The organism is Pannus brasiliensis CCIBt3594 (assembly GCF_036688125.1).
GTDB lineage: Bacteria > Cyanobacteriota > Cyanobacteriia > Cyanobacteriales > Microcystaceae > Pannus > Pannus brasiliensis.
The window spans coordinates 82135-94310 of sequence record NZ_JBAFSM010000001.1 but is presented as its reverse complement, the minus strand read 5'-3'; the positions used below and the strand labels follow the sequence as shown (position 1 = coordinate 94310).

13 protein-coding genes are annotated in these 12176 nt (G+C 50.1%); 8 read left to right on the top strand and 5 right to left on the bottom strand.

Going from position 1 to position 12176, the window contains the following annotated elements:
- Window positions 1-529: 529 nt before the first annotated feature.
- The gene (locus tag V0288_RS00530; RefSeq protein ID WP_332863040.1) at window positions 530-1474 is read right to left on the bottom strand and encodes a 2OG-Fe(II) oxygenase; all 945 of its coding nucleotides are present in this window, start codon (window positions 1472-1474) and stop codon (window positions 530-532) included.
- Window positions 1475-1588: 114 nt separating this feature from the next.
- Here V0288_RS00530 and V0288_RS00525 point away from each other — a divergent pair, with 114 nt between their 5' ends.
- Window positions 1589-2716 carry an ABC transporter permease gene (locus V0288_RS00525; RefSeq protein WP_332863039.1) on the top strand — a complete coding sequence of 376 codons (1128 nt, stop codon included), beginning with the start codon at window positions 1589-1591 and terminating at the stop codon, window positions 2714-2716.
- 162 nt (window positions 2717-2878) lie between these two features.
- Window positions 2879-4102, top strand: a complete 1224-nt coding sequence (locus tag V0288_RS00520; RefSeq protein WP_332863038.1) for a glycoside hydrolase family 10-like protein — start codon at window positions 2879-2881, stop codon at window positions 4100-4102.
- A 3-nt stretch (window positions 4103-4105) separates the two neighbouring features.
- Here V0288_RS00520 and V0288_RS00515 read toward each other — a convergent pair whose 3' ends face one another.
- A complete protein-coding gene (locus V0288_RS00515; RefSeq protein WP_332863037.1) occupies window positions 4106-4822 on the bottom strand; it encodes a DUF4276 family protein in 717 nt (238 codons plus the stop codon).
- Window positions 4815-6026, bottom strand: a complete 1212-nt coding sequence (locus tag V0288_RS00510; protein WP_332863036.1) for an AAA family ATPase — start codon at window positions 6024-6026, stop codon at window positions 4815-4817. Before V0288_RS00510 ends, V0288_RS00515 begins: the two co-directional genes overlap by 8 nt.
- Window positions 6027-6331: 305 nt before the next feature.
- On the opposite strand from V0288_RS00510, the gene cutA reads away from it, so the two are divergent.
- Window positions 6332-6646: a divalent-cation tolerance protein CutA gene (gene cutA, locus V0288_RS00505; RefSeq protein ID WP_332863035.1), complete on the top strand. Its 315-nt coding sequence runs from the start codon at window positions 6332-6334 to the stop codon at window positions 6644-6646.
- A gap of 55 nt (window positions 6647-6701) precedes the next feature.
- A complete protein-coding gene (locus V0288_RS00500) occupies window positions 6702-7004 on the top strand; it encodes a hypothetical protein (RefSeq protein WP_332863034.1) in 303 nt (100 codons plus the stop codon).
- A gap of 69 nt (window positions 7005-7073) precedes the next feature.
- Here V0288_RS00500 and V0288_RS00495 read toward each other — a convergent pair whose 3' ends face one another.
- A complete protein-coding gene (locus V0288_RS00495; protein WP_332863033.1) occupies window positions 7074-7412 on the bottom strand; it encodes a DUF4870 domain-containing protein in 339 nt (112 codons plus the stop codon).
- A 20-nt stretch (window positions 7413-7432) separates the two neighbouring features.
- Window positions 7433-8428, bottom strand: coding sequence for a phenylalanine--tRNA ligase subunit alpha (pheS, locus tag V0288_RS00490; RefSeq protein WP_332863032.1), 996 nt, complete (start codon window positions 8426-8428; stop codon window positions 7433-7435).
- Between the two features lie 257 nt (window positions 8429-8685).
- Between pheS and V0288_RS00485 the strand changes: the two genes are divergently transcribed.
- The 4 genes from V0288_RS00485 to cbiQ all read left to right on the top strand — a co-directional run bounded on the left by V0288_RS00485 (window position 8686) and on the right by cbiQ (window position 12147).
- Window positions 8686-9732 (top strand): hypothetical protein, encoded by a 1047-nt coding sequence (locus tag V0288_RS00485; RefSeq protein ID WP_332863031.1) that lies wholly within the window; start codon window positions 8686-8688, stop codon window positions 9730-9732.
- A gap of 534 nt (window positions 9733-10266) precedes the next feature.
- Window positions 10267-11010, top strand: a complete 744-nt coding sequence (gene cbiM / locus V0288_RS00480; RefSeq protein ID WP_332863030.1) for a cobalt transporter CbiM — start codon at window positions 10267-10269, stop codon at window positions 11008-11010.
- A 6-nt stretch (window positions 11011-11016) separates the two neighbouring features.
- The gene (locus V0288_RS00475; protein ID WP_332863029.1) at window positions 11017-11358 is read left to right on the top strand and encodes a PDGLE domain-containing protein; all 342 of its coding nucleotides are present in this window, start codon (window positions 11017-11019) and stop codon (window positions 11356-11358) included.
- A 12-nt stretch (window positions 11359-11370) separates the two neighbouring features.
- Window positions 11371-12147 (top strand): cobalt ECF transporter T component CbiQ, encoded by a 777-nt coding sequence (gene cbiQ, locus V0288_RS00470; RefSeq protein ID WP_332863028.1) that lies wholly within the window; start codon window positions 11371-11373, stop codon window positions 12145-12147.
- Window positions 12148-12176: the final 29 nt, after the last annotated feature.

The following is a 12176-nucleotide window of genomic DNA, read 5'->3' as shown; positions in this document are numbered from 1 at the left end:
GCATTTTATAAGGATAAGCGAGCGGAGGGCGGCCGCGGGGAACGGTTCCCGGCGAGGAGAAATTGATTGGTTGTTTGCAATCGTGTTTTTTTCGCTTTTAAATTCTCGAAACAACCTCGCATCAGAAAATCAATAAATCGAACCTTTATTTAGCCAGACGCATTTTTTGTCAATGGTTTTTCGATTACCGATTCGATAAAGAAAATCGATCTAGACCCGAGAAAATTTCACTCGATCGATGTAAGCTATCGCGCGTTTAAACTACTTAACATCAGTTCGGGATAAGTAAGCCAGAATCGAGATCCTTTCATTCGAGTCATCTCGAAATCTTGTCCACTCGCGGTGATGTCGCGCGTGGCCTTGTGCAGGGGGTCCGGGGGAGGCACCCCTCCACCGGTGGGGGGTTCGGGGGGCTAGTCCCCCGAATAAAACTCGGCCTCTCACCGAAAAATCGTCAAATTGTTATCTCGAACCGAGGTTACTTACTCGATTTTTCCCTCCTGCCTCCTGCCTCCTGCCTTCGAGAAAGTTACGGTTTCCCCTGTTTCCAGCGCGATACCCGGAGGAAACCTGTCCAGAGTTTCGGGTGCCGCAGGGAGAAATAGCGCTTGATCCGGGATTTCAACACGGGTAAACTGTAGGATTCATCGATCTCGCGTTCTTGATAGAAACGGATTAAATCATCCCGTCTCTGGAGTAAAATTCTGATGTGGTTGTAATCTTCTCGCGTTAAGACCCGATCGGGTTGAATCGATTCGGGAAGGGGACGATGGACGTAAAACGTCGTGTGAGAAGGAACCGTTTTCCCTTCGGGGGGTTCTTTCGTGTATAGATAGATCGAGACAGATTTGCGCGAGAGATGGCGTTTATCTTCGGGTAATTGAATTTTAGAAAAACCGTGCCAGGAATAGTCATGCGTCTCGAAAATCACGCAACGATTGAAAATCGGGAGAAAAGAAATGATTTTATTCTCGTCGGGTTGACGGGGGTTAGAATGTAGCTCGATCGAGCCGCCCCAACTCTCATCCCACTCCGGATTTAAATAAATGAGTATATTCAAACGACGGTAATACCAGCCGGTCTCGTCGATCGTGAAATCGAGATGGGGATCGAGTTCCTGTCCGTGTAAATTTTCGTGCGTTCCTCCCCCGAAAAAGCTAGGATCGTTCATCAATCGGTCGATCCCGGTGATCGCCGATATCTGCGCTAAAAACTCGGGAGTGTCGAGATACTCGGCGAGATCCCGATAGATATCGCCCATCGCTTTCAGATTTTCATTAACCGCTTTACCTCCCACCGTTCCCGTTTCCGCGATCGCCTTGGACGGATCGAAAACCGGGAATCGATCGAGCAGGGATCTCGCGAGATCGGGAACTAAAAAGTTATCGATAACGACGTGCTTGAACGGTCGAGCGGACTCGAAAGCCTGCCGGTAGGCCGATAGATTCTCCCTGACACTTGGATCGATAAACATTCGCTGATTTTTTAAAACGTTAAAAATATTTGATAGTATAAATTGTATCGATTTACATCCCCAGAAAGGAGTAAAAACGTAAGATTTATCCCGTTAACCCGATCGAGAGCGAATATGGACTGGTGGCATAAGCTGAAAGATAACCCTCTAGCCCGATGGGGAGCGATTTTACTGTTAGTTTTCTATTTGAGCGCGATCGCGGCCGATTTTATCGCCCCTTACGATCCCTACTCTTCCGAAACGGACTCCTCGCTATTGCCCCCCACCCGAATTTACTGGATCGCCAGAGAAGGGGAAAACCGGGGACAATGGATCGGCCCCCACGTTTACCCGACAACCCAAAGCTCGATCGATATTAACACCGGAGAGCGAAAACTGATCGAGAATTTTAACGACCCCTTACCGGTGCGGCTTTTCGTCAAGGGAACCCCGTATAATTTCCTGCAAATCCGCCTTCCTTTACCCCCGAAATGGGACGAGGTGACGATTTTTCCCGGTATTCCGTTCGATCGGCATCTTTTCGGGGTGATCGGTAACGGGCGGATCAATATCCTCGGAACCGACGAATCGGGAAGGGATAGCTTTAGCCGTCTCTTATTCGGGAGCAGAATTAGCCTATTTATCGGCTTAGTGGGGATTTTAATCTCTTTCCCCATCGGGATGCTCGTCGGCGGGATTTCCGGCTATTTCGGGGGGTGGCTCGACGCGATATCGATGCGCTTCGTCGAGGTATTGATGACGATTCCGACCATTTATCTGTTAGTGGCGCTCGCGGCCGTTTTACCGGCGGGATTGAGCAGTAGTCAGCGTTTTTTACTGATCGTGCTGATCACCTCGTTTATCAGTTGGTCGGGATTGGCGCGAGTTATTCGCGGACAGGTACTTTCCTTGAAGGAACAGGAATTTATTCAGGCCGCGAGGGCGTTGGGAGCGAAACCCCTGTATATTATTACCCGTCACGTCCTGCCCCAAACCGCGAGCTATATCATTATCTCCGCCACTCTCGCCGTACCGAGCTTTATCGTCGCCGAATCGGTGCTGAGTCTGATCGGTCTCGGTATCCAACAACCCGATCCCAGTTGGGGAAATTTACTCTCTCTAGCGACGAATGCCTCGATTATCGTCCTACAACCGTGGTTAATCTGGCCGCCCGCCTTATTAATCGTTCTCACGGTACTAGCGTTCAATTTACTCGGCGATGGGCTACGGGACGCGCTCGATCCGAGAAGTTTGGAGAGATGAGGGAGGCAGGAGGCAGAAAAAATTCGATCGATGGGTTGGGTTTACCGGCAATTCGATTCGGTAGGGAAACAGAATTAACGATCGGATGTCAGAAAATCTAAAATTCCCTTGGCTCCTAACTCCTCTACCTCGCGTTAACTTTATTTATCCTCGCACGATCCCATGAAAAAAGAAATTAGTAAAACGTTTAACGCGCTCGCGGATAGCTTGGTGGTGTATAGTCAGCGATACGGTCGATCGAGTTGGTTGATCTTCCTAGTAATTTTCGCGTTTATCGTGGCGATTAGCTTTAGTTTTCCCTCGTTATCGGCGCGGGTTCCGAGAGAGCGATCGGAAATTCGCGGGGTTTGGCTGACGAATATCGATAGTGAGGTTCTCTTTCAAAAAGAAACCCTCGCCGACGCGGTAGATAAACTAGCGGATTTACAGTTCAATACCCTCTATCCGACGGTGTGGAATTGGGGCTATACCCTGTATCCGTCGCGGGTGGCGCGAAGAGTGACGGGGAGATCGATCGATCCCCACGCGTCCCTACAAAAACGAGATCTATTAACCGAAATTACTAAACTCGGACACCGAAAAAAACTGACCGTTATCCCTTGGTTCGAGTTCGGTTTTATGGCTCCCGCTGACTCGGAACTCGCGAAAAGACACCCGGATTGGTTAACCGAAAGACAAGACGGAAGTGTTATCTGGTGGGAGGGAAAAGTCCATCAAAGAGTGTGGTTAAATCCCTTACGTCCGGAAGTACAAACCTTTATCACCGATCTCGTTAGCGAAATTATCACCAATTACGATGTAGACGGGATTCAATTCGACGACCATTTCGGCTATCCCTCCGATTTCGGCTATGATGATTACACGGTAAAACTCTATCAACGCGAACACGAAGGCAAATTACCCCCGAAAGATTATCTCGATAAAGATTGGATTCAATGGCGCGCCGATAAAATTACCGCCTATATGATGAGATTATCGAAAACGATCAAAATGAAAAACCCGCGGGCGATCGTTTCCCTCTCTCCGAACCCGCAAACTTTTTCTCTAGAATCCTATCTTTTAGATTGGAATACATTACGACAAAAAGGGGCGATCGATGAATTAGTGATTCAGGTCTATCGGACGGATATGGAGGCATTCGATCGAGAGTTATCCCAGAGTGAACTACAGGAAGCGAGAGATTCGATTCCCGTGGCGATCGGCATTCTCGCGGGTTTAAAAGGTCGCCCGATTCCGATGGGAAATATTACCACACAGGTCAATAAATCACGGGAACAAAACTTTAAAGGCGTTTCTTTCTTCTTCTACGAGAGTTTATGGAATCTAGCCGATGAATCTTCCGAGTACCGTCGATCGAGCTTCCGGGAAATGTTCCGAGGTTCGTGAACTTTATCGATCTTGGTCGTTACACTTCTTGAAACGGTAATCCTCCAAAAGTAATTTGGCGAGTATATGTAACTCGCTCTGTACAACAAGGAAAAAAGCAAAAACCACTTCAAAAATCTCTACTTCTAATTGTTTAGCACTAATCTGTAAACTCAGAAGAAAGTCAAGAAGATCTCTAAAGGAAGGACAACGATCGGAACAAAGTTCTAAATTGAGCCTTTCCGCTAGTTCGGCATTCATGTTAGTGCTATAACGAGGCTTTTTATTTTTACCAACTGACAATCTTATCAATGCTTCTTTGGGTTTGGAAATTAAATGAGGGCTGGGACTTGCTTTACCATTCCCTCGCCCAACATCCCTTATAACCTCTGGATCGGACCAAAACCAAGCTTCTAATTCTTCAATAGGAATACAGATATGTTTCCTAATACCCGCGAGTACAGAACATTTGGCTTCTAAGTCCGATCGCAACTTTTTTTCATCGTTGAGAGAATTATTATTAGGGTCGCGGTCTAAATCATGAACAATGATGAAAGCGTCGCAACCTTCATTAGACATGGCTGTAAGCTTTTTGGATAGTTTGTTCTTCAAGGTACTACAGGATTTAGATGCCCATTTTTTTATGGTAATATCTGAACCCAGTACGCGATGGACGATTTTACGAATCGCGTCGCAATCCGTGTCATCTTCAGCAATTAAGGCGATCGTGATCCTACTCATCGAGAATACCACTATAAAGCCACTCCCCTAAATCCCCTTCTTCACGAAGGTACTCTACAACTTTGTTGATTTCTCCCTCTTGTAATTTCCGAATCTTTGTTCGTCCGTGATCTCGATAAACTAAGTTCAGTTTGTCGGGGCTTGTCCAAGATACTACTTGGGGTGAATGCGTCGAGATAAGTAAATTTTCATCAAAAGTATAGACTTGAATTTCATTCAGGAGCTTTGCTAACATTCCAGGATGAATTTGTGTTTCTGGCTCTTCAATAATTATCGTCGCATTAAGAGAGGATGGTATGATATCTATAAGAATTGATAGAACCCGTAACGTGCCGTCAGAGAGTAATCCGATATTGACCCCATCTAACAACACAAAAGCAAGATATTCTTCATCTCCATTCCGGCTCGCCTCTCCAGAACCTTCACTTAAAAAAAGCTTTTGTACAGTTATTTTGCTGGCGAGTCCAATTCGCTTACAAACACTCTCAAGCTCGTCAAGTTCTTCTGTTCCTATACGTCGGAGTATTTTACGAGCTAGATGATCGGCTAACCCAAAAAGGCTTGGATCAATACCTCGTCTTGAAACTTTTAATAAAGAAGGACGGCGCTTTTGTGGTATACGAACAGGAGCTTTGCCAAGAAAGCGAACTCCCTTTAAAACAGCGTACACCCATTGCATCTCCAGAGGTAGCTTGAGTTGTGAATTTTCCGGGAGAGGCGATTCTCGAAGCGAATTGGTATTGCCAAGAATGGTAATATTCGGCTCGCTATTATTGTGTAAGGTCGTTACTCCCACCTCGGTAGTCCATAGACGCTCTTTATCTCCATCAATATATTGACAATAATCATTCCAAGTAAATGAACTTTCCTCTGAATTCTCACTGGTAGAGTCATCTATATCCGGGTCGTCGATAGAGGCAGGGAGGGGGATAAGTTCATACCGGTATTCCAGCCGACGCTTGTTTGGGGTTAAAATCTCAATATCCAAGATTCTAGGAATGCTATCACTACCGAGCATCCGAGAGCGTCTCGATCTGCCGATCGCCCAAGAGGAGATAGCTTCAAATCCTTCTAGGATCGCTGATTTGCCCGCCCCATTTTTGCCAACTAATACCCCGACCCGATCGACTAGGGAGATGGACACTTCACCACCTAGAGCGGTCCAACCATCGAGAGTAAATGATAAAAGTCTAGGCTGGCTCATAATACTACGATTAAAGTTTTTTCTTTATACACCGACCATCATCCGTAAATTATACCTGAAATATATTTAGGTTTTCAGCGGGAGAAGTGTAACGATAGGCCGGGAATCCGAAGCAACCTTCAATGACGGCAGAATAAGACGAAAATATAATTTTCTGACAATATTCGTGCAAATACGATAAAAAAACATACCCGATGCTAGAATAAAAGAGAATTTCAGGCGGGAGTGTTGATTAGGACAGCTTCACTGGCGGAATTCAAGGGCTAGTATCATAGGAAAGAGTGAACCTTCCGTCGATCGCCTCCATGAAATATATCGCCGTTGTCACGACCGTGGGAAATCTCGACGAGGCGCGATCTATAGCCCGCGCGCTCGTGGAGCGTAAGCTAGTGGCCTGCGCGCACGTTTCCGAGATCGAGAGTTTTTATATCTGGCAGGACGCGCTACAGGAGGAGAAAGAATTTCAACTGGTGTGTAAGACGACCGGCGATCGCTATCAAGCTGTAGAGTCCGCCATTCGGGAACTACATCCCTACGACCTACCCGACATTCACGCGCGCGCGCTCGAATCGATTTACCCCCCTTACGCGGACTGGCTGGAAAACAGCGTCACCGGTTAACTTTTACCCGTCATCGAATTGGAAAAAACCGACGTTTATCGACCCTCGTAATTTTATGAAACACCATCCGATCGAGAAAACGCTACTCGTCCTTTTCGGTACGCTCCTGATCGCCGGCCCGTCCTACGCGCTGATCTCGATCGTCCCCCAACGCGGACAGGATCGGGAACAACAAACCCGCGATATCGGCGAGTGTAACGCGATGGCCCGACAGAAAACCGGTCTGAATCTCGCTCGAAGATCTCGGGACGACGCGAAAAATACCCCGGAAGTGAGAGCGGAGAGACAGCAACAAGTACAAACTTATAACCAGATCGTGGAAACCTGTTTACAGGAACGGGGTTATGTCGTCGAGTGAAATCGATCGAACTCCCCGCCGACTAAAAACCGAACGGGGGAGCGATCGCCCCTCCCCCGTTGATAAAGACTACAGAACTCGGACAATAAACGGATAACGGAAAACTTTATAGGGATCGCCCCAAACTTGAAGGATCGCCAGAATCGGCAGAACTAGAGTGGCGATACCGAGAATGGCGAGAAATAGCCAACCGATCAACACCCAGGTTAAAATCCCGGAAATAATCCCGGCTATCCAAACATTCAAGTGAAAGTTTAACGCTTCTTTCGCGTTTTCCTTCACCGTTTCATCGTCGGAAACAAAGTAAATTACTAACGGAATCCCTACCGAAACGAACGTCGCGCTCAAGAAAATCGAAGCGTGGGAAGCTACCGATAGAAGTTTTTTTTTCGTCGAATTATCACTCATGATCGTCAGGGTTATTCCCTTTAGAATTGGCGGAGAAAGCGGAGATCGCTGTTGTAGCAACGGCGGATATCATCTATCTCATGTAACACCATAGCAAATCTCTCCACCCCGAATCCGGCGGCGAAACCCGTATAAACTTGGGGGTCATAACCGACCGCTTTTAACACGTTCGGGTCCACCATACCACAGCCCATCACCTCTAACCATTTGCCTTTCCACTGGACATCCACTTCCGCGGAGGGTTCGGTAAAGGGGAAATAGGACGCGCGGAACTTGACCGGGAGATCTTCCCCGAACATCTGTTTTAAAAATTCCTTGATCGTTCCCTTGAGGTCGGTGAATGTCAACCCCTTATCGACCGCGAGGAGTTCCACCTGATGGAAAACCGCGGAATGGGTCGCGTCTACCGTATCCCGACGGTACACCCGACCGGGCGCGACGATACGGATCGGCGGTTCGTGGCTTTCCATGTAGCGAATCTGGACGGGAGAGGTATGGGTTCGCAGGAGACGACCATCGGAGAGGAAAAAGGTATCCTGCATATCCCGCGCGGGGTGGTCGGCCGGAATATTCAGCGCCTCGAAATTATAGTAATCGGTTTCCACCTGCGGCCCGGTGGCGATCGAGTAACCCAGACCGACGAAAATATCGATCATCCGATCGACCGTACTGTTGAGGGGGTGAATCCGTCCCAGGGGACGACCGACCGCGGGCATGGTAACATCGAGGGTTTCCGCCGCCAATTTCGCCTCGATCTCGGCGTTTTCGAGGGTTTGTCGCCGGGTATCGAGGAGAGTTTGTAAAGTTTCCTTGACCTCGTTAGCGATCGCCCCGACGCGCGGCCGGTCTTCCGCGGATAATTTGCCCATCTCTCGCAAAATCTGGGATAATTGCCCCTTTTTACCGAGATATTGCACCCGTAACCCTTCGATCCCGTCGAGGGTATCGGTGGTGGCGATCGCTTCTTTGGCCGTGGTTTCGAGGGTCTTTAAATCGGTTTCGAGGGATGAAGTCATAATACGTGGGTAGAAATCGCGATACTCTCCAGTGTACCAAGTCGGAACCGCGCTTCGTTCCGATCGAGTTCACCGGCCGGCTTTCGATACCTGGTCGGTCGTCCACTCCATATCCGGGAAAGTTGGCGAGTCGATCGGATTATCACCCCGAAATTACCGAATTTCAGACCCCTAGCTTACCGCCAGGAGCTTCTTAACGGAAATCGAAAAGTGTGCTAGGTTAAAGAGTCCGGCCGTTTCGTTATGTCGAGTCTGTTATGGTTGATGTCGATCTCGCCCCCTCTACCGATGAAATTATCGCCGCTTTCGAGACCCCGTTAGAATTTAACTTCCAACTGCCCGATCCCGAGGACGAGACGATACAGGAACACGATTTCCAGCAACAACTCGATTCTTTCTGGAAGGTGTGCGATCGCTTCGACCTCCAGACGGAAATCTGGCGCGGGCGGATTTTACGCGCCATCCGCGATCGCGAGAAGCAGGGCGGCGATAGTCGGGGAACCGGCTTCCTAAACTGGCTAAAAGCGCGCGAGATCACCAAAAGTCAGGCTTACGCCCTGATTCAACTGGCCAATAGTGCCGACACTCTCCTCGCGGAAGGCCAACTCGATCCGGAAAGCATTAATAATTTCAGTAAACGCGCCTTCGTGGAAACGGCGAAATCCTCCCCGGAAGTGCAGAAATTGGTCAGTGACGCGGCGAAACAGGGCGATCGCATCACCCGGCGCGAGGTGAAACAACTTTCCGACGAGTGGATGGCGATGAGTTCGGATTTACTCCCGGAAGAAGTGAAGGAAAAAGCCGCCGAGGGAACCTTACCGGCGCGTCATCTCGCCCCTCTCGTCAAAGAATTGGAGAAATTACCCGATAGTCACATCGGGACCATTAAAAAAGAGATCGCCGCGAGTCCAGACGTGGACACGATCAAAGAAATGACCTCGGAAGCGCGTAGTCTCTCCAAATATCTCGACGCGGCCGCGCGGGTACAGACCCTCCGACGGGGCAATTTAGACATCGAGATGGCGCTAGAAGAAGCCCTACGCCTGGAATGTCTCAATACCGCCGCGGATCTCGTTAAACAGGCCACGCAACTCGAACAATTCGTCGCAAAATTGTATACCACCTGGAAACGTTTGGGGAGTTTATCCGATCGCCTCTACGTGGATACCGGCGCGAGTAATCCCCACCTGCGATCGATGTTAACCTGTCTGGAAACCCTCACCGGCGAGGTGATCGAGGTGGAACTAGACGAGGGCGGTAAGCGGATGGTCCGTCTCCGGGTGATCGCCGACGACGAGGGATAATTTTTCAGAAAAATACTATTCAGAAAAATACGCCCGGATATTACCCGATAGAATCGGTCTGGAACTAGCGATCGATCTCGATCGCCGGGGAAATTTCGCCCGACGATTTCCTCGATCCCCGCGTGTCTTCCGGGTAAAAAATCCCTCCATCGCGCGACTTAGAGATCGCTAGATCTCTCCTCGGAATCGATCGCGAACAGCCGATCGGATTACCGCTATCTCTCTCGCTACAAAAACGAGATTCCCCTCGATCGCTCATCCCCCGCGAGCTATATCGCTCCTTCTATCGATAGTTAGATACCGGGGTTCCCGTTACGACAACTTTACATGAACACAATAAAAATTAAGAAATAATTACGAAATTGACTCGAAAAAAATCCAGAAAAATTTAATGCGTGAAACGGGTCAGATCCCTCGGTAGGGGATTGTAAAATCAAGAGATTAGTTTTCTACTAAAGAGAGACTTTTCTCCTCTCGCTACCGGCATCGCTATCCGGTAGATCGATCGAACCCCGAAACGGAGATTCATTCCCGATGTTGGTAACTTTTCCAGGTGGTGGTCTGTCCGGCCATCCTCTCGCTCCCTACCTCGCCCTACATATTCCCGATGGTTTCCTCAATTTACCCGTGAGTCTGGTTACATGGGGAATCTCGATCGCCTTCATCGCCCTCGCCCTGAAACGGGTACGCGGCCGCTACTCCGAACGCGTCGTCCCTTTGATGGGGGTCTGTGCCGCCTTCATTTTCGCCGCCCAGATGATTAACTTTCCCATCCCCGGCGGAACCTCCGGACACCTATTAGGCGGAACCCTCGCCGGGGTACTCCTGGGCCCCTGGGCCGGCTCTCTCGTCATGACGGTGATCTTTATCGTTCAGGCGGTTATTTTCCAGGATGGCGGCCTGACGGTTCTGGGGGCGAATATTTTTAACATGGGGCTGATCGGCACCTTCGGCGGTTACTACCTTTATAAAGGAATTCGGAAAGCGCTCGGGATGAACCGCTGGTGGGAGATGTCCGTGGCCGTGGCGATCGCCTCCTGGGTCAGTGTCGTGGTCGCCTCCGTCCTCTGCGCCCTTCAACTGGCGGTATCGGGTACGGTTCCCCTACCGATCGCGCTCTCCGCGATGCTCTTCTGGCATAGCCTGATCGGTATCGGCGAGGCGATGATCACCGTCTCCGCCCTTAGTTACATCTGGCGAACACGTCCCGATCTTCTCTACGATCCTCCCCGGCGTTCCCCCGAGTCTGTTCCCCGTTCCTACGCCTCTCGCCCGTAAACGCTAATGAATAATCGCCACAATCGAGCGTTCCTGTTAACGGGATTCCTCGCCGCTCTCGCGATCGCCGTTTTTCTCTCTCCTTTCGCTAGTAAACATCCCGACGGACTCGTTCGAGTCTCCGAAGACTTACAATTTCACCGGAAAGAAGCCCCCGAACCTCCCGCCGGTAAACTCCCCCCCGCCCGTATTTTCGACGGGTACGCCCTCAAGGGAGTCCCGGAATATCTAGCCACCCCTCTCGCCGGTCTTGTAGGAACCCTGGCTACCTTCGGACTCGCCTGGGGCATCGGTAAATTGACCGTTCCGAAATCCGATAACCCGCGGGAATCCTCCGGCGATCGCTAATTTACCCCGCTCATGCTTTTATCGATCGGTGCATTCTCTCTCGCTATCGACAGTCAGCGTCCCGCTCCCTGGCAGAAACTCGCCCCGCGGACCCGCGTTCTCTGCGCTCTCCTGATGGTTTTCGCCGTCGCCGGCAGTCCGAACGGACACTGGTGGACGTGGGCGATTTACGGCGCGGGTATCGCGCTGTTAGCGATCGTCAGTCGCGTCACCTTTCCCGTACTTCTGGGACGGGTGGCGATCGAGTTCGTTTTCATCGGCCTGGTCATTTTGGGAACTCTCTTCCGCGAGGGCGGCGAGGTGCTGTGGTCGTGGGGTTTCCTGCGAATTACCGACGAAGGATTAATCCTGTTGGGGAGCGTGGCGTTAAAAGCCTTTCTTTCCCTCGTTACGGTGAATATTCTCGTGTTAACCACTTCCGTTCCCGACCTCTTACAAGCGCTGGTCAATCTGAAAATCCCCCCGTTACTGGTGGCGATTATCGCCTCGATGGTGCGCTATATCGCCCTACTCATCGAGGAATTCACCGCCACGCGTCGCGCGGCCCTCTCCCGGAACCTGATGGGAAATCCGGGTTGGCAGAGATTAGTCCTGGGGAATATGATCGGCTCGCTGTTTCTCCGTACCCTCGATCGGGGCGAGCGCGTCTATCAGGCCATGTTATCCCGCGGCTACACCGGGATACCCCCCGCGCAGTCGATGCCGAAAATGGCGATCGGCGATATTCTTACCCTATTTCTAACCGTTTCCCTGATCCTATTCGGCCAGATCGTCTATTTATTTCCCTAGAGGCAGGAGAAGAGGGTAAAGGGTAAAGG